Annotated in this window: 17 protein-coding genes; 12 read left to right on the forward strand and 5 right to left on the reverse strand. The window is 33.7% G+C overall.

The window, feature by feature from the left end:
- The first annotated feature begins 21 nt into the window (after positions 1 to 21).
- Positions 22 to 744: a LytR/AlgR family response regulator transcription factor gene (locus tag HMJ38_RS01490; RefSeq protein WP_194972572.1), complete on the forward strand. Its 723-nt coding sequence runs from the start codon at positions 22 to 24 to the stop codon at positions 742 to 744.
- A gap of 242 nt (positions 745 to 986) precedes the next feature.
- Here HMJ38_RS01490 and HMJ38_RS01495 read toward each other — a convergent pair whose 3' ends face one another.
- Together HMJ38_RS01495 and HMJ38_RS01500 are read right to left on the reverse strand one after the other, a co-directional pair.
- Complete coding sequence (locus HMJ38_RS01495; protein WP_194972596.1) at positions 987 to 1,685, reverse strand: hypothetical protein; 699 nt, start codon at positions 1,683 to 1,685, stop codon at positions 987 to 989.
- 1,229 nt (positions 1,686 to 2,914) lie between these two features.
- Positions 2,915 to 3,307 (reverse strand): hypothetical protein, encoded by a 393-nt coding sequence (locus HMJ38_RS01500; protein ID WP_194972597.1) that lies wholly within the window; start codon positions 3,305 to 3,307, stop codon positions 2,915 to 2,917.
- 466 nt (positions 3,308 to 3,773) lie between these two features.
- On the opposite strand from HMJ38_RS01500, the gene HMJ38_RS01505 reads away from it, so the two are divergent.
- The 11 genes from HMJ38_RS01505 to HMJ38_RS01555 all read left to right on the forward strand — a co-directional run bounded on the left by HMJ38_RS01505 (position 3,774) and on the right by HMJ38_RS01555 (position 15,699).
- The gene (locus HMJ38_RS01505) at positions 3,774 to 4,679 is read left to right on the forward strand and encodes a helix-turn-helix domain-containing protein (RefSeq protein ID WP_228779822.1); all 906 of its coding nucleotides are present in this window, start codon (positions 3,774 to 3,776) and stop codon (positions 4,677 to 4,679) included.
- Positions 4,680 to 4,714: 35 nt separating this feature from the next.
- Positions 4,715 to 5,236 carry a Crp/Fnr family transcriptional regulator gene (locus HMJ38_RS01510; protein WP_194972599.1) on the forward strand — a complete coding sequence of 174 codons (522 nt, stop codon included), beginning with the start codon at positions 4,715 to 4,717 and terminating at the stop codon, positions 5,234 to 5,236.
- Positions 5,237 to 5,470: 234 nt separating this feature from the next.
- A complete protein-coding gene (locus tag HMJ38_RS01515; RefSeq protein WP_194972600.1) occupies positions 5,471 to 5,872 on the forward strand; it encodes a hypothetical protein in 402 nt (133 codons plus the stop codon).
- Between the two features lie 226 nt (positions 5,873 to 6,098).
- On the forward strand, positions 6,099 to 7,055 hold the full coding sequence (locus HMJ38_RS01520) for a ring-cleaving dioxygenase (RefSeq protein WP_194972601.1): 957 nt from the start codon (positions 6,099 to 6,101) through the stop codon (positions 7,053 to 7,055).
- Positions 7,055 to 7,666, forward strand: coding sequence for an alpha/beta hydrolase (locus HMJ38_RS01525; RefSeq protein WP_194972602.1), 612 nt, complete (start codon positions 7,055 to 7,057; stop codon positions 7,664 to 7,666). Before HMJ38_RS01520 ends, HMJ38_RS01525 begins: the two co-directional genes overlap by 1 nt.
- A 203-nt stretch (positions 7,667 to 7,869) precedes the next feature.
- Positions 7,870 to 8,499, forward strand: a complete 630-nt coding sequence (locus HMJ38_RS01530) for a TetR/AcrR family transcriptional regulator (RefSeq protein ID WP_194972603.1) — start codon at positions 7,870 to 7,872, stop codon at positions 8,497 to 8,499.
- Between the two features lie 35 nt (positions 8,500 to 8,534).
- Positions 8,535 to 9,881, forward strand: a complete 1,347-nt coding sequence (locus tag HMJ38_RS01535; protein WP_194972604.1) for a TolC family protein — start codon at positions 8,535 to 8,537, stop codon at positions 9,879 to 9,881.
- A gap of 5 nt (positions 9,882 to 9,886) precedes the next feature.
- Complete coding sequence (locus tag HMJ38_RS01540; protein ID WP_194972605.1) at positions 9,887 to 10,933, forward strand: efflux RND transporter periplasmic adaptor subunit; 1,047 nt, start codon at positions 9,887 to 9,889, stop codon at positions 10,931 to 10,933.
- Positions 10,934 to 10,940: 7 nt separating this feature from the next.
- Positions 10,941 to 13,991 carry an efflux RND transporter permease subunit gene (locus HMJ38_RS01545; protein WP_194972606.1) on the forward strand — a complete coding sequence of 1,017 codons (3,051 nt, stop codon included), beginning with the start codon at positions 10,941 to 10,943 and terminating at the stop codon, positions 13,989 to 13,991.
- Positions 13,992 to 14,180: 189 nt separating this feature from the next.
- Positions 14,181 to 14,816 carry a hypothetical protein gene (locus tag HMJ38_RS01550; protein WP_194972607.1) on the forward strand — a complete coding sequence of 212 codons (636 nt, stop codon included), beginning with the start codon at positions 14,181 to 14,183 and terminating at the stop codon, positions 14,814 to 14,816.
- Positions 14,806 to 15,699 (forward strand): patatin-like phospholipase family protein, encoded by an 894-nt coding sequence (locus HMJ38_RS01555; RefSeq protein ID WP_194972608.1) that lies wholly within the window; start codon positions 14,806 to 14,808, stop codon positions 15,697 to 15,699. Before HMJ38_RS01550 ends, HMJ38_RS01555 begins: the two co-directional genes overlap by 11 nt.
- Positions 15,700 to 15,760: 61 nt before the next feature.
- On the opposite strand, the gene HMJ38_RS01560 is transcribed toward HMJ38_RS01555, so the two are convergent.
- The 3 genes from HMJ38_RS01560 to HMJ38_RS01570 all read right to left on the reverse strand — a co-directional run bounded on the left by HMJ38_RS01560 (position 15,761) and on the right by HMJ38_RS01570 (position 18,460).
- A complete protein-coding gene (locus HMJ38_RS01560; protein WP_194972609.1) occupies positions 15,761 to 16,378 on the reverse strand; it encodes a TetR/AcrR family transcriptional regulator in 618 nt (205 codons plus the stop codon).
- Positions 16,379 to 16,629: 251 nt separating this feature from the next.
- The gene (locus HMJ38_RS01565) at positions 16,630 to 16,749 is read right to left on the reverse strand and encodes a JAB domain-containing protein (RefSeq protein ID WP_228779823.1); all 120 of its coding nucleotides are present in this window, start codon (positions 16,747 to 16,749) and stop codon (positions 16,630 to 16,632) included.
- Between the two features lie 64 nt (positions 16,750 to 16,813).
- Positions 16,814 to 18,460, reverse strand: a complete 1,647-nt coding sequence (locus HMJ38_RS01570; RefSeq protein WP_194972611.1) for a carboxylesterase/lipase family protein — start codon at positions 18,458 to 18,460, stop codon at positions 16,814 to 16,816.
- Positions 18,461 to 18,704: the final 244 nt, after the last annotated feature.

Genomic DNA, 18,704 nt, shown 5'->3' on the forward strand with positions numbered 1-18,704 from the left:
AATCATCTGACAGGCAAGGATATGAAAATCAGAGCAATTATCGTTGACAATGATGTTTCGGCAATTAAAGAGTTGGAAACATTGCTAAGAAAGATTTCCCGGATAGATATAATCGCAAAAACCGAAAAGTCACATGAAGCGATCACACTGACAAATGAACTGAAGCCGGATCTTATTTTCCTGGATATCGATATGCCCGGGATGGACGGATTCGAACTGCTTGAAAATTTGGAGGACATTCCGGAAATTGTTTTTGTGACAAAAAACGAAAGGTCAGCCATCAGGGCATATGAATTCAGTGCGCTTGATTATTTGCTCAAGCCGGTTGATTTCCATCGTCTGTCGGAAGCGGTCTCCCGTTTCGAAATGTGGAAAGCAAAAGAGGAGAAAGCTGTAAAAGAGGAACGGCTAAAGCTAGAAAACAGGATACTGATAAAGGACAGTGAAAAGTGCTATTTTGTACCTGTGGGGGATATTTTCTTGTTTGAAAGTGAAGGGGATTATGTAAGGGTCCATTTCGGGGAGAATCAGCCTTTGCTCAACAAGACCCTCAGCTACCTGGAAAGCAGGTTGCCTAAAGATGTCTTTTTCCGAGCCAATAGACAGTTTATTTTCAATATCAACTATGTAAAAAAAATAGACAGCTACTTCAACAGTACTTTGATGATAGAATTGCAAAGTGGTCGCAAGATTGACCTGAGCCAAAGGCAGAGTGCTAAGTTTAGGGACAAAACAGGGTTTTGATAAATTGGTTTTGGATGGCTGAAGGTTAGAAATATTTAGATATTAGCCTCTACCGACACTTAGATTGTAAATTTGATTAAACATTTTCTGTCTTTTCCCTCTTTCTATGGTCAGTTTCATTACCAAAGAAATTGCTATCTTCTATTATTAGTCTTTAAATTGGGTTGAATAAAAAAATCCTTGTTTACTTCTGAATTGCTGTCAATTATTGTGCGATCTCGAAAACCTATCATTAAATCAATTTAAAATTTATATTTTGGACTCAAATCATATTCTTTATTGATTTCAAAAATAATCTCTTTCCCAAGTTCCTGAAGTGCTCTATACCGACCGAATAATTGAGGAGAAGGAATCAACGTTTTGGTTATGATTTTTCCTTTTGGAGCTATTATCAATTCTTTGTTGTTCAAGGTCCCATCTTCCTCATAAGATGTATTATCTAAAATATAATCTCTTAATCTTTGATGTACTCTTAACCAACCGTTTTCAGATGCTTTAATTCGTGGAAGTGCTTCTTGATAGAAATATAGGATATTAAACATTAAATCCTTGTTTTGAATGTTACTCAACTTTCCACTTGACTTAAAGCCCTCATACAAGCTTACATTGGGATTCAGCCAATCATTGCTTTGGATGGAGGTAAAGGCACTATCGAATTGCGTTTTTCTGAAGTCATCATTTAATTCAACCTCACTAAGGTAGATGTAAGTAGATTCAAAATACTGAAAATTGCCAATAAGCACATCAACCTCCATTACATCCTCATAAATTTGATCGCTAAGAGAAATCAAAAAGTCCTTGACCTCTTTCTGTTCAATGGATTTTGTATGGTAATCTGCTATGAGTGCCGCAAACAATACCCCGAAAAATACGATAGCAACCTCCAATACCACTTTTCTTATTTTTACCCATATTTCATTTACTTTTTTTTTGAATTGCATGATTCACCATTTTATTCTACTAATTTAATTTCTTAACAATAAAAATTTATTTTCTCTTTTACAGGAGAAGATTTCACCTGACCAATTCGAAAATTCGACACTTGAGTGCATTTTTAACTTTATACATTTATAATGATGACTAGACCAACTTGATATTCCATAAAATCAAAATGGAAACAAGCAAAAAAGAATCGAAATTCTTTTACTTGTTTCTAATAGTGAAATTCTGGAAAGTTCTTGGGAATTTGATTTTATCAATTAATTTCAGGATTACATATGATCTTTGAATAATCTGTTTATTTATTTAGACTTCGTTTTTTTTCCTTCATTTCATAAAAAAATATGCCTCCTGAAATAACTATAAAAACTGATAAAATATAAGTTATAGGTACACTTTTAGCCAAAATCAAATACCCAGGTAAGGTAAGGGCTAAAAATAACCCTGCAATTATTAAGATTTTTTGAAGGAGGTTATTTTTCACTTTGTTTTAATGGAGTTTGATTTTATGCGATTAATTTTTTAAAAATGGAGCTTTACAAAAAATACTAATTCCTAATGTTTCATTTATAAAAAAGTTAAATCTAGAAAAGTATCTAAAATTCTCAAAACTGTAAGGTCAACCCTAAATCTGAATTTCACTAAAGTTAATTGCAAATCATTTCCTATGATGGCTGATGAAGATTTTTCAGAATTCTAATTTAGATTATGTGTTTGAACTTAAAATTGAATAAACTGACCAATAATTTTTTCACCTCAATTAGAAAACAGAATCAAATCCAAACCTTATCTATTTTTCATATCATTTTCTTGGGCCTGGAGGGACATGAAAAAAAAGTAAATACCAGGAAGATTAGCGACTTTTTCATATATTAACTTTATTTTTTGAGAAATAAATTAAGCTTCTTTTTTGCTTTTACTCATCCTAAAGCCATGTTTAAAAATAATTATAGAATTCCTACAATAAAGATTTAAACAGGCTTTTTTAGAATGAGGGTTTAATAGATTGGGTAATAGTTATTAATTGATCAAATTCAATAAGGATTTTTCGGTTTTTTTAATTTTTAATTCAATTAATAATGATCTAAATTTCTCTCGATTTCACCTTTAGTCAATTTAATAATACATCAACGAAGAAAATTTCAGTTCAATGAAAAAAATGGGGAGATGGGTAATGGGCTAGATTTTTCATAAGTGTATATATTTACTTGAGATGTTCCGACTATTCGATTTACCTTTTATTTAGAAGTCCAATTAAGTTGTATCTTTTGTGATAGGCAATTATTGAAATCAACCCACAAAGTAGAATACCCATTGTTAAACCTGATATATCTTTAAATATTGCCAGTAATAAGATATTTACAATTACAGGTGTGATCAAAATAATAGCCAATACAACATACCTATTAATTAGAAACATGATACCTGCAATAAGCTCAATAAGTTTGACGACATGCATTAAATAACCTGTAGACCACAAGTTCTCCACGATATTGGCAGCCTCAATACCAATTCCCATTTCACTGGGTTTAAGAAAAAATGATATGAATGAACTGGGAATAAAAATTACTGCCAAAATTATTCTGGCTACATTGTAGGATGTGTTTGAATTGATTTTTTTCATTTTTCAGATGTTTTATACATCGCAAAACTCTGAACAAATGACTCTTGAAAAATTAAGGTAGTTTAAGAAATCATTTCGCTGAATTTTTTTTTCTTATTTCACAGAGATATTCTGGAGTGATTCCCAAATAAGAAGCAATCAATTTCAATTTAACTCTCTGCATTAAATTGGGATAAGATTGGATAAAATCTAAATATCTTTCTTCAGCGGTGGAAGATAGGAGGGATGTCAACTTTTTGTTAAGGGCAATTCTATTTTTTTGTCAATAGTTGCATTTGTTCAGGCAAGTCTCATTTGGATGAATGGGATTCTATGTTTTAAGCGAGAGATTTATGGCCAGCCTAAAGATTTTAAATTTGGATTTGACTTAAACACAAATCAACCTTTTACAAAAACAAAAGAGCCATTTTTTTCCAAGGCGCCAAAGATTTTTGTTAGTTTAGTAAGTAGATTTTATTTCTGAACAATGACAAATATTGCAATCTATAACTTTACAGAATTTGAAGACTTTCACAATATGAATAAGTCAGGATTAAAGTCTATTCATAATGATATCCATATCTATAACTTTAAAGATATTGGTGAAGAAAGAGTTGAAAAAACCCCGCTTTTTAAATCTAACTTTTTTCAAATTGGAGTTTTCAGTGATGTCTCATTTGATGTTAGTTATTTTGGGAAACAAAAAACTATTTTTCAAAAAAATGTGATTGTGATGTTTAAACCCGGACAAACGATTTCTTTCAGCAAAACATATTCTGAGTCCCAAAGCTATGTCGTCATTTTTAAAGAAAGTTTTATTGACTGGCGTGTGAATAATTCCAACACGATTAAAGATTTTTCAATTTTAAATCCGCTATCTGATTGTGTGTTATTTCTGGAATATGAACCATTTAAAGATTTGCTTGATATCGCTCAAAAAATGCACAAGGAGTATTTTCAGCTACTTAGCACTTCAAGTCTAAATATTTTGAAGCTGTATTGTCAGTTATTGATTGAAAAAATTAACCGACTAAATTTACAGACAGTTCAGCCTATTTTACATTCATTACATTACAAAACCACCCAAGATTTTAAAACATTGGTTTATCAAAATATACAAAATACTAAAAGTGTGGCAGAATATGCGGAAATGTTATTTATAACAGAAAAAACACTTACCAATCATTTTAAACTTATTACCGAGTCTACTCCCAAAGAATTTATTAATTCAGTAATTGTTGAAGAAAGCAAAGCGCTACTTCTGGATAATGCATCTGTTGGTCAAGTGGCTGACTATTTCAACTTTAATGACCCTGCACATTTTTCTAATTTCTTCAAGAAAAAAACTGGGCAAAGTCCAAACGATATAAAAAGCACTATTGAAATCAAATAAAGTTTCAATGATTAGAAAATATTGGGCGGATTTTTATGAGTGACATATTTGAAAATTTAAATACTAATAATATTGCAAAGGGGGTAATACTTTTGCATAAAGGCGACATGTGTAAGCATGCCTACAAGGTTATTTCGGGTTGTTTAAAAAGCTATGTAATTGATAAATCAGGTAAAGAGCATATTTTACAGTTTGCACCAGAAGATTGGTACATTTCAGACATGGATAGTTTTTTCAATTATAAGCCATCTCAAATTTTTATTGAAGCCATTGAAAAGACTGATTATATAAAAATAGGAAAAACTGAATTTGAAAATCTTTTGAATCTTGAAAGCAACTCAGCGCATGAACAGCAATTAAAGTTGATTAGGAATATAATATCTACAAATAAAAGACTGATTGGATTGCTCAGTTCAACTGCTGAAGAACGATATTCAGAATTCATAGAAACTTACCCATCACTTGTCCAAAGAATACCTTTAAAATTAATTGCATCATATATTGGTATTACACCAGAGTATCTCAGCGAACTTAGGAAAGAGATATCAAAAAAATAAGTATACGCTCATTTATTAAACTTTTTGTTATTGGACTGATGAACAAATAAGTGCTTTTAAAGACCGCAAAAAAGGATCACTGAAGTTTAGGTTAATTTTATCCAATTCGAAATTAATGGTGGTTTTTACAAATCATTTTCCCTTTACTACAAAGATTGTGCTTACAGAGGTATTTACATTTGAGTAATTCAATGTTTGATAAAAAACAAGTGCATAAGAATTAATGAAAAATATATGAGAACAGATCAATTAATGACCATTCAAATCTCAGAGAAATCATTCGAGTGGCTAAAAAGCAAATATACAGCAGTTGACACTATGAATGCTGAGGTATACCGCACCTTCCTTGCTGAGGATTGCCAATTGATGTTCGGCAACAACCCAATAGTACAATGCAATAATGAGATTATTGGTGGAATCAAACACTTTTGGGATACTATAGGAGGTTTAGACCATTCGTTTAAATCAATTTTAGGCTATGATCATCACTTTGCAGTGGAAGCATTAATTGACTATACTCGAAATGATAATCAAATAGTATCAATTCCCTGCGTTACGCTTATTGAACGCAATAATGAAGGTTTGGCAACATTTGTTAAAATCTTCATTGACATAACCCCCATTTTCCAATACTAACGTAGGTATGAAAAAGCCACCAAAATATAAAACAGCAATTTTAATTTGGATAGCCATTTACCCGACCATTAACCTTATCAATTTTGCTTTGAGTGATTGGTTGAATACGTTTCCAGCGCTTATCCGGACCTTTGTTCTAACAGCTATATTAGTCCCCTTAATGGTTTATATGCTGTTACCTTTTTTAAATAAAACATTTGCCAATTGGCTTAATAAATAATATAACATGAAAAATAAAATAACTGGCTTACATCACGTTACTGCATTGGCCTCCGACACAAAAAAAAACCTTGATTTTTATGCAGGAATTCTAGGTTTAAGAATGGTTAAAAAGACCATCAATTTTGACGCACCTGATGTCTATCATCTTTACTATGGTGATGAAGTAGGAAATCCAGGAACAATCATGACTTTCTTCCCTTACACGGGATTGGTGAGGGGAAGAAAGGGGAAAGGACAACTCACAGTGACATCCTTTTCCATTCCGGAAAATTCACTTGATTACTGGATGAAGCGACTTGAAAGATTTAATATCCCTTTTGAGAGTCCGCAACAAAGATTTGATAATGAAGTTTTCATTTATTTTGAGGATACTGACGGTTTAGGAATTGAATTGGTAGCCAATAATACCGATACTAGAAAGGGGTTTACTTATGGTCAAATCCCGATAGAATATGCAGTGAAAGGATTTTATGGTGTATCGCTTAGTGAAGAAGGTTATGAGAAAACCGCCAACTTATTAATGGATAAAATGGACCATAAACTCATAAGCCAAAAGGAAAATCTTTTCCGATTTTCGGCCAGTGGTAAGGCAGGAGATTTTGTAGATATTATTTGCTTACCTGATAGTTTACGTGGAGTAGGAGGAAGTGGGACAGTGCATCATTTGGCATTTGCAACAGAAAATGATCAAAGTCAAAAAGAAGTAAGAGAAAGGTTACTAACGAATGGATTGAATGTGACGCCTATGCTAGACCGTCAATATTTTCACTCTATATATTTTCGTGAGCCAGGAGGAATTTTATTTGAAGTGGCTACCAGTGATATTGGTTTCACACTCGATGAGCCGAAAGAACATTTAGGTGAATCTTTAAAACTTCCAAGTTGGGAAGAAAGTAATCGAAGTATAATTGAAAATGGACTTATTCCTATCCAGCTTAATATTGAAAAATTTCATGACTAATGCATAGTTATCAAATACTTGAAAAAGGCTCACCTTTGCATCAAGCTAAGAAAGCCATTATCCTACTTCACGGCCGCGGTGGAAGTGCACAAGATATTATTTCCCTCGCAGATGAATTTTGTGACGACACGTTTTATTTGGCAGCACCCCAGGCAACCAACAACTCTTGGTATCCATATAGCTTTTTAGCACCAGAAAACAGCAATGAGCCATGGTTATCAACTGCTGTAGAAATTGTTTCTAGACTTATAAATGAAACTTCATCCGTCATTGGAATTGAAAATATATACCTAATGGGTTTTTCGCAAGGCGCTTGTTTGACTTTAGAAGTCGCAGCACAACAAGCAAAGCCTTATGCTGGTATAGCCGCTTTCACAGGCGGATTAATTGGTTTGACTTTAAATTTAAAGAAGTATCAAGGAGATTTTTCGGGAGCGAAAGTGTTTATTGGAAATAGTGATATTGACCCTCATGTTCCTCTAATCCGAAGTGAAGAAAGTAAAAGTATTCTTAAAAAACTTGGGGCAGAAGTCATTTTAAAAGTGTATCCCAATATGCCTCATACCATTAATATTGATGAAATAGATATGGTCAAAAAAATAATGTTTTGATGAGTATTATGGACCGACGGATAGATCTAAGTTCAGAACCAATGACAAATGAAATGCTTTAAAAACTAAAAAAACTATTTTTTATAACGGATCAAGTGACGAACCCCTTCTAAAAAATAATTTCAAAATTTTATAAATTTTTTTTGAATAAAATTTGTAAATGAACAATGTTCATTTACATTTGTAAAATATTGTTGGATAACATGGGAGTTTCAGAAAGAAAAGCGAAAGAAAAGGAAGAACTTAAGTCTTTGATACTTAAAGCAGCTCAGAAACTGTTTTTAGAGAAGGGAATTGAGCAAACCTCCATAAGGAAAATTGCCAATGAAATTGAATACAGCCCAGGTACAGTTTATTTCTATTACAAGGATAAAAATGACATTCTTTATGATATTCATTCGCAGGGATTTCGGAAGCTTAGTCATGAATTGAAAGTTTTATTTAATGTTTCTGATCCCATGGAAAGAATTATAGCCCTAGGTCGTGTTTATTTGAATTTTGCCATTGAAAACCCTGATTTATATGATCTTATGTTTAATATGAAAGCTCCTATGGATTTTTTGAACTCTATACACCAACAGGATTGGAATGAAGGTATAGGGACGTTCGATGTTCTGAAGACAACAATCAATCAATGCATGGAAAAAGGATATTTCAAAGGTCATGAATTAGAAGCACTTTCATTTTCTGTCTGGAGTTTGGTTCACGGAATTGCTTCCTTAAATATTAGCCAGCGGATTAGGGGCGTTAATTTAAAAGAACCCGAAATGATGGTGATGAAAAGTTATGAGGAATTTATAATGTTATTATATAAAGGTAAAAAAATTTATTAGTTAATGAACATAGTTTATTTAAAAAACATCATTCAATGAATAAAAAATTAATACTATTGATATCTAGCTTGCTGGTTGTTAATACATCAAAAGGTCAGACTAATCTGGACCGGTACATAAAAGAAGGATTTGAAAACAATCAATCTATTCAGCAACAACAATTCTATTTAGATAAAAGCATATATGCTTTAAAGGAGGCAAAAAGCCTCTTTTTGCCAAATGTGAGTTTATTAGCTGATTATTTTCAGGCAGATGGTGGTAGAACGATAGATTTCCCCACAGGGGATTTGTTCAATCCCGTCTACAATTCTTTAAACCAAATTACAGGTTCCAATAATTTTCCATTATTGGAAAATCAAACAATATTACTTAACCCTGATAATTTTTACGATATAAAATTCAGGGCGACCCAACCTATATTGAACTTAGAAATTGAATTCAACCGAAGGATTAAGCGCAATCAAGTAACTATACAGCAGGTTGAAATTGATTTATACAAGCGGGAACTAGCAAAGGAAATTAAGTTAGGCTATTTCAAATATTTACAATCTGTAGAAGCCATAAAAATCTATGATATCGCACTTAGATTGGCAGAAGAAAATAAAAGAATTAATGAATCATTGTACAACAATGATAAAGTCAATAGGACAGTAGTATTAAGAGCTGAAAATGAAATCATCAGATTTAAAGCCTTAAGAGAAAGCGCTCAACAAACCTCAAATAATGCGAAAGCATACTTTAACTTTTTGTTAAACAAGGATTTAAAAAGTCCAATTTCTATAGATTCCATTTATCAGGCTGAAGCTGTGGATTATAGCGAAGTTGAAGGGATCTCTGGAAGAGAAGAGTTATTAAAACTTCAGGTATCAGAAAAAATAAACGAAAATCTTATAGGTTTATCAAAGTCATTTATAGTCCCAAAAATGAATGCCTTCATAGACTTAGGATCACAAGGATTTGATTGGCAATTTGACAATAAAACAAGCTATTATTTTTTAGGTGTTTCAATGCAGTGGAATCTATTTGCATCTGGAAGAAACCAACATAGGATTAAGCAAGCGCAAATCGATCAAAAGATTATCAATTCACAGACTGACTATGTTTCCTTACAACTTCAATTACAATTGACTAATGCGATTAACGATTACAAGGCAGCTCTATTTAACTATCAATCTGCAGTATTTGCCTATAATACATCAACTAAGTTTTACTCTGATATTTTGCGCTTGTACAAAGAAGGACAATCATTGTTTGTCGAGCTATTAGATGCACAGAACCAATTAGTTCAGTCAGAATTGCAAGTGAATATTTCACTCTATGATACTTACATAAAATCGGCTGAAATAGAAAGAGCAAATGCATCTTTTAACATTAATAATTAAAAACCATGAAACTTAAAAAACTAATACTAATTCTTATTTTCTCTTTAAACCTCCTTGGTTGCAAAAAAGAAGAAAATTCTGAAAATGAATTCAATGTATCCGAAACTATTGCTGTAAGTACCTTCAAAGTTGTACAATCAGAAAGTAGGGTAAAGATTAAAAGCACCGGAATGCTTACCACAGAGAATGAAGCAAAATATGGCTTTAAAATTGGAGGGGTTATAGACAGGATTTTAGTTAATGAAGGTGAGTATTTTAAAAAAGGAAAACTTTTGGCAACGCTCAAAACTGAGGAAATTGATGCAGGATTTGAGCAAGCCAAATTGGGACTGGAAAAAGCGGAACGAGATCTTAGAAGGTTATCAAATCTTTACAAAGACAGTGTTGCAACCCTGGAACAATTTCAAAATACAAAAACAGCTTTTGAAATATCCCAAAAGCAACTTGAGTCAGTTGCATTTGATAAAAAATACGCATTCATATATGCTACTTCCGATGGATTTGTAACCAAAAAAATAGCTAATGAAGGAGAAATTGTAGGAAGTGGCGTTCCTGTTTTAGCTATCAACGAAAATAAAAACAATGAATGGATTTTAAAGGTAGGATTATCTGACAAAGATTGGGCAATGGTAGAAACTGGTAACTCGGCCCAGATTTTCTTTGACTCCTTCCCCGATGAAATTTTTGATGGTGTTGTCTCAAGAAAATCTCTTGCTGCGGATATTGGAACAGGTTCCTTTCAGGTTGAGGTAAAGATTAACAGCAAAAATACAATTCCAGCAATAGGTATGTTTGGAAAGGCTGTAATTGAAACTAACGCTATACAGAAGTATAATTTAATTCCATACGATGCATTAATAGAAGCTGATGGAAAAAGTGCTTTCGTTTTTGTACCACTACCCGGTGGGAAAGTAAAGCGCCAAGCGATAGAAATCTCAAATTTTGACAATTACGGAGTTCAGGTAAAATCAGGCTTAATTGGAATAGATGAGATTGTTCTCACTAATTCGCCTTTCCTGAATGAAAGTTCAAAAATCACCATAATTAAATAAAGAGAATATGAATTTGACTAATTTCTCGGTAAAAAATTACCAGTTTACGCTTGTAGTTTTTGTAATGGTGGCAGTTGTTGGTTTGGTTACATTGTTGACTATGCCTAGGGCAGAAGATCCTCAAATTAACCCACCAACATATCCAATAATCATAGTATACCCTGGCACAAGTCCTCAGGACATGGAAGAGTTGGTGGTAAAACCCATTGAAAATAAGATTTATGAATTAGAAAATATTGACCGAATAGTTACTTCAATCGAGGATGGGTTAGCAGTTATTCGTGTAGAATTCAGATATGGGGTTGATATTGATAACAAATATCAGGAAGTAGTTAGAGAAATTAATGCGCTCCGAACAGATTTACCTGAAGATATATTAAGTATCGAAATAAGAAAAGTTGATCCAAGTGATGTAAATATCCTACAAGTTGCTTTGGTCAGTGAAAACGCATCGTATGCTGAGTTGAAAAACCAGGCAGATGATTTGAAAGATAGATTAGAGAAAGTTGTAGATCTTAAAAAAGTAAAAGTATCAGGTGTTTCTGACGAGGAAGTTAGAATTGATTTGCAACTGGATAAACTTGCAGAATATAATATACCTCTCAACCTTGTTCTGGCTAGTATTCAAAGTGAATCTGTAAATATTCCGGGAGGCCAGTTAACTGCAGGCAATAAAACCTTCAATGTAAAAACCAGTGGAAAATTTATTGACATAAATGATATAGAGGGTACAGTAATTTTCAATGCAAACGGAAAAATTATTTATCTGAAAGATGTTGCAGATGTTGGATTTAGAAATGAATCTGAGAAACATATTACCAGATTAAACGGATATCGCTCAGTTTTGGTAAATGCAGCACAAAAGGTCGGCACTAACATCAGTAGTACACAAGACAAATATCTTCCTATATTAAAAGAGTTTGAAGAAGCTTTACCATCCAATATTAAAATTGTAAACCATTTCGATCAGGCAGAAAATGTGAAGATCCGTTTATCTGGCTTAGGTGTTGATTTTTTAATAGCCATTGTACTTGTTCTTTTCACTTTATCCCCTTTAGGTGTTAGAGCTTCATTTGTAGTAATGCTTGCGATACCACTGTCCTTGGCTTTAGGTCTGGTTGGTTTGAATGCCTTTGGTATTTCACTTAATCAGTTGAGCATTGTAGGGTTAGTGGTTTCCCTAGGTTTACTGGTTGATGATAGCATTGTAGTCGTTGAAAACATTGAGCGTTGGTTGCGAGATGGGTTTTCACGTAATGAAGCGGCTATTAAGGCTACCAAGCAAATAACAATTCCTGTAATTGCAACGACTTCCACTTTGGTCATTGCTTTTTTACCACTTGTTTTCCTACCAGGTGGCCCTGGGGAATTTGTGAGGGGATTGCCATTAGCCGTAATTTCAACTGTTACTGCTTCCATGTTAGTTTCCCTGACTGTTGTCCCTTTTTTAGCGAGTAGGTTTCTTAAGGAACACGAAAATCCTGAAGGAAATTTTATTTTGAGATTAGTGAAAAGAGCTATTGCAGCAACTTATGCAAAAGTGATGAAACGTGCTTTGAAAAGGCCATTAGCAACCCTGGTGATTTCTGCTGTTTTGTTCTTTGGATCACTTATTCTCTTTCCAGTTATTGGATTTAAACTATTCCCGACTTCAGAAAAACCCATATTCTTAATTAATATTAAAATGCCACTTCAAACCAGTATATATGAAGGCAACAGGATTACTAAAATTGTTGAAGACAATCTCAAAACTAACGAACTTGTTAAGTATTTTACGACAAATGTAGGAAAAGGTAATCCTCAAATATATTATAATGTCCCCCAACAAGAAGAAAAGTTTGACTTTGCTCAAATTTTTGTTCAGCTTGATAACTATACCAAACCGGTAGTTAAAAATAAGCTTATCAATGATTTAAGGACACAGTTTAAGGATTTCCCTTATGCTAAAATAGAGATTATTGATTTTGAGCAAGGTCCTCCTATTGAAGCACCGATTTCTATTAGAGTATTTGGTGACAATTTAGACACATTGCGCAGGTTGTCTTTTGAAGTTGAAGAAATTCTTAGTGCCAATAAAGGGTCTATCTATGTAAATAATGAATTGAATACCTTAAAAACAGACATTAAAGTAAATATCAATAGAGAAAAAGCAAGAACCCTTGGCATTCTAACAGCTGATATCGATAGAACCATTCGACTTGCAGTTGCAGGTTTAAACCTGGGCACATATACAAATGATGATGGTGATGAGTATAATATAACTATTGGTGTTCCAAAGGAAAAATTTGCGACATTAAACTCTTTGGAGAATTTGTTTGTGAACAATTTGGCAGGTGCTGCAATTCCCCTAAATCAAATTGCAAGTATTGATTTCGAAACTTCACCAACTAGCATTAACCACTTTAATAAAAATCGGTTTGTGAAAGTTACATCTTCCACCCAAAAGGACGTTCTCGCAAATGATGTTTTGAAAGATGTTTTGCCTTTGCTGGATCAAATTAAATTCCCAAATGGATATTATTATAAGTTATCAGGTGAAGCGGAAAGTGAAGATGATGCTTTTGGTGGTAGTTTTATAACCGTAATTATTCTCACTGTTTTCCTTTTTATCGCAGTTTTAATTCTTCAGTTTAAAACTTTTAAAGGTTTGATTATTGTTCTGTCCGTTATTCCTTTGGGTGTCATTGGAGGGGTTACCATGCTATGGATTACAGGAAATCCCATGTCATTCATTGCTATCATTGGTTTCATTGGTTTGGCCGGAATAGAAGTGAAAAATTCAATTTTATTGGTTGATTTTACAGATCAACTCAGGAAAGAAGGTACAGAATTAAATTTAGCGATACAACAAGCAGGAGAGATTCGTTTTTTACCGGTCATTCTAACTGCAATTACTGCTATTGGTGGTTTGATACCATTAGCAATTAATCCAAATCCTCTAATTTCCCCTTTGGCGCTTGTTCTAATTGGTGGACTTTTGAGTTCTACACTACTTTCTAGGATCGTGACTCCGGTTATGTACAAATTAATACCACCCAATATAAATTCACTGAAATAAAAACCTTGGAAACTAAAAAAGACATACTCCTTCCAAATAACATTAAAGTACAAGGATAAGATTAATGAAGAGGTTTTGAAGGTGTTTCTTTGTTTGGACCAATCGAGGTATGGACTAGAGTAAAATAAAATTTAAAATCAAAAATAAAATAGGAATTCATTCTTGGTTAAAACTAAATAGAGCAAAAAAATGAAAAAAATTATTTTAACAATCCTAATATTGCTTACAACCAATATTTATCTTTTTTCTCAAGATAAAAAGGCTTCAAGTATGTATTTTGGAGCACTTACTGGAACAAAAATCAATGATTTCAACAATCATTTTGCGTTGGATGTAGACCCCTTACTGTATTCGTTTTCTATTGGAGCAGGCGCTGCATGGACAAAAAATAATTATGTTGTCGGGTTTGATTTTTTATACTCTGCAGCCCAGAATGATAACAGTGAAGGAGAAATTCAATATGTAGGATTTAGCAATACTTTGTCTCTTGGATATAATGTTTCTAAAAGTAAGATCTGGAAAATCGAACCAAATTTGGGAGTCGTGATAAATAATAATCAGTTAATAGTCCAAAATAAAAATAATACTATATTTCAAAATTTAGTTAATAACCAACTTTCTGGAAATATTGGATTGAATGTAAAAGCTGTTGGGAACAACGGACTTTTTACAGGCTTGAAAATAGGATATATAATTCCGTTCTCAGGAGAAACAGAATGGGAAAATAAAGTAGATGGTACTGCTAGCGGATTAAAGGATAATGTTGGTTCATTTTATGTCCAACTTAACTTAGGTGGATTATTAAATCTTAATAATGAAAAATAAATACACCTTACCATTTATGGTTTCCTTAATTGGCCTATTTTCCTGTAGTAAAGGATTGAATTATATAGCTGAAGATACTCCTATTGCTTTATCAGAAATATCAGAATTTAATCAAAAGCCCAAGATTGCATTAGTTTTGGGAAGTGGTGGTCCAAGAGGTTATGCCCATATAGGTATCTTAAAAGTTTTAGAAAAAAATAACATTCAGGTAGATTTAGTGATAGGTTCAAGTGTAGGAGCTTTGATTGGTGCATTTTGGGCTGCCGGTTACAGTGCTGAAGAAATTTCTAAAGTTGCTGCAGAAGGAGGTCCGTTAACGTTATTTGATTTTTCACCATTTCTAAATAAAGGATGGATCAAAGGTCAGCGCCTACAAGATTTTGTAAATAATCGTTTTGATAACATTGGCATACAAGATTTACAAAGGAAATTAATTGTCGTGGCCACGAGGGAAAGTGATGGGAAAGCTACATATTTTCAGCAAGGCAATCTAGGGGTTGCAATACGTGCATCAAGTGCTGTATTAAATGTTTTTCAACCTGTAGGCATCAACAATATTAGTTATATTGATGGTGACGAATCTCTGCCCGTTGCTGTTGAAGCCGCTTGTCAAGCAGGGGCGGAATTTATAATCGCAGTAGATGTATCTGCAAGAGAAGGGTCTGCTCCATCAGGTACTTCTAAAAAGCAAATGGAAAAAGATTTTAGGCGTAGGTCCCGTATCAATCCGCAGGTACAAATGGCTGATTTCTTATTTCACCCAGACTTGGAATATAATGCAGGTCCTTGGAGAAAATATTTTATCAATGCAGAACTTGAAGGTGAACGATATGCAAATAGTTTAATTGAAGAACTGAAAATTGCTTTGAATAAAAGTTTATAATCTTTTTTTCCTTTAGGAGAAACAGAGAGGTATATAAAGTATTTCCCCAAAGGCTAAGCAATTATTCTTTATCAAAAAATCTTATGAATTCATTATAAGCTTCATTGACCATTTCATCCTGATTTTCCAAGTTTACTCCTTTCAATCTTTGACTGATGTGTAGGGAACACATTCCATGTACGGTACTCCAAATAAGGAATGTAAGAGGTTCTAATTTGAAGCCAGGAAAGTGACCATTCTGAATGCATTCATTTACATTTTGATACAAAACATCAAAAGTGGCCTTTCCTTCATTCCATTCTTCTTTGTGTATGGACTCCAAAAATTCCATCGGAGCTTTCATATTAAACATCAGGTCATACATATCAGGGTTTTCAAGGGCAAAATCAATATAAACCCTGCCAATTGCTTTTAATCTTTCCATTGGATCGGAAACACTTTTTAAAATCCTCATGGCACCTCCCAACTGTCCGAAACCTTGTTTATGCAGTTCGTTTAGAATGGCATTTTTATCCGTAAAATATAAATAAACCGTCCCAACACTATACTCAATATCCTCTGCAATTTTCCTAATTGTTGTATGTTCAACACCTTTGTGAACGAATAGCTTTTTTGCGGCTTTTAAGATCGATGATTTAATATCTTCCTTTTCCTTTGCCTTACGATCAGAAATTCCCATTAATATTTAATATTTTTCAGAGTAAATACACATTTATTAAAATTCTAAAATATTCAAATAATTTAGAAAGGTGAAACTGGAAATTTTCGGCTCTATCCAATTATAAATTTTCCGCAATTTAACTTAATTTTTTTTAGTTTAAACTATAATTATGTACTCACATAATTATAGTGGAATCTCTTGGCTTGATTTTTTTCGCTGCTTAAAAAAAGGGCCTACAACAGCCCTTCATCTGAAAAGGAAAAGAATCCTTATTGAGTTACGATAATGTGATCTAATAAAGGCAGATCCAGAATTTGTCCTGCTTCTTTGACTTTTTGGGTCAACAGCTTATCATTGAATTCTTTTTTATTACTATTAAGCCAATGCATATAGCAAAATTTGATTCGGCCATAACCTTCCATTGATGGGATTTGTCTAATGCATCATTGAGGTTTAAAGCTTTAGCCTCTTGTTTTGAAAGTTTCTGATAACTGCAAAAGCCACAATGAATATTACCACCAAGCCTAAAAATATCAGTAAGACATAGTTTCGGACTGTCCAACGGGCAACGTTATAAATATTGTCTATACTTGACAATGTTCCTTTGGTTTGTAGAAATGTCGAAGTAATTTTCTTGTCCAAATTCAAAGCTTTTGGGCTATCCTCCGAAAACTCCTGCCATTGGGGTAATTCTTTACCGTTTGGGTCTCCATATTTGGCAAAGTTGGTCCAATATTTCACCATCGAAGCAGACAGTTGATAATCCTCTTGACTCCATTCCCAACTGTATTGATCAAGATTCCCGAAAACATAACTCAAATCACTCCCATGGGAAGCTCCCCACCCAGCTTGATCAGAATCACTGGGGAAAGGAGGAGCTTTGGCAAACTGGTATACATATACCTTATTGGTTGCATCATTAGAAGCCAGTTTTGCCCAAGTCCACATATTCCATTTAAACCTGATATCTCCCTGAAATGAAACAGCATTTTTAATGGCTTCCTCATCCGTTTCTCCGGGATTGGGAGCTGTCATCCATACCAGCCAGGCAGGAAAATGTTTTTTAAGTTCTTTTTGATAAGATTCCCTGGTGATGCTCAAATCTGCAATAAATTCCTGACCCTCATCTTTTGTGTTGCCTAACAGAACTGATACCCTGTTATTTTCATTGTTCCTGTAAGCCTCAAAAGGGGACTGATTTAATACATATCCATCAATATTAATGGAAGTATGTACGGGGACTTTAATAAGGTCCTCAGCAGGGATTTTTCGCAATTCTTTTATTGAAGATACACCTGCACGTTCGGCAAATCTTTCTCCAGCCTGCTCTAGAATGGAAAGATTAAATCCATCATCCAATTCTATGGGCTCAAAAAGGCCTCCACTTTGAGCGATTGCTTTATGAAAAAGACCTCCTGCCAAAGGAGAAGCTACCAACGCACTTATAGAAATCGCACCTGAGGACTGTCCAAAGACAGTTACGTTGTCTGGATCTCCGCCAAAAGATTTGATATTATCCTGTATCCATTGTAAGGCTGCAATCATGTCTAAAAGACCATAATTTCCGGAGCTGTTGTATGCTGCCTCTTTTGATAATTCAGGGTGTGCGAGAAAACCCAAAGCCCCAAGCCTGTAATTTGCCGTGATTACCATGACCTCCTGTTTTGCCAGGTTTTTTCCATCATAAAGTGGAATGGAAGCTGAACCATTTACAAGGCCTCCGCCATAAAACCATAGCATTACTGGGAGTTGGTCTTGCAAAGATGCCTGAGGTCTCCAAATATTAAGATATAAACAATCTTCGCTCATTTCTTCTATTGGAGAATCTTTTGGATACATTCTGGTTTGTAAGCAAATGGGAGAAAGTGTATCTGCCATACGAACGCCGTTCCAAGACTCGGGAAGAGTAGGGGCTTTCCACCTTAAATGACCGACTGGTGAAGCTGCGAATGGAATTCCTTTAAATACTTCTATTTCATTTTCAATAGCACCTTTTAAAAAGCCATACTTAGTTTCGACTTCCTGAGCATGAAGCACTATGATACAACCCAGCAATATTGCTTTGGTACAAATCACTTTTAGGGTCACATGGTTTATCATTTATTTTTAGGAAGTGGCTATTCTCCAATATTTCTTATAAACAAAAATCTATTGAATATGTGTGTTAAGGGCTGGTGTCAGAAAATGCAGCTATTTTATGAAATTATTTTCCAACTACCTTGCCATCAAACAAAAGCTCGTTGAAAGCTTTGATTCGGGTCTTTGTTAAAATGTAAATCCCCGAAACCGAACAAGGTCAGACCGTATTCGGACAAATGAGACTTAGTTTTTTTTTTTAGAGAGC

The sequence above is a fragment of the Aquiflexum lacus genome (assembly GCF_015476655.1).
GTDB classification, from domain to species: Bacteria; Bacteroidota; Bacteroidia; order Cytophagales; family Cyclobacteriaceae; genus Aquiflexum; species Aquiflexum lacus.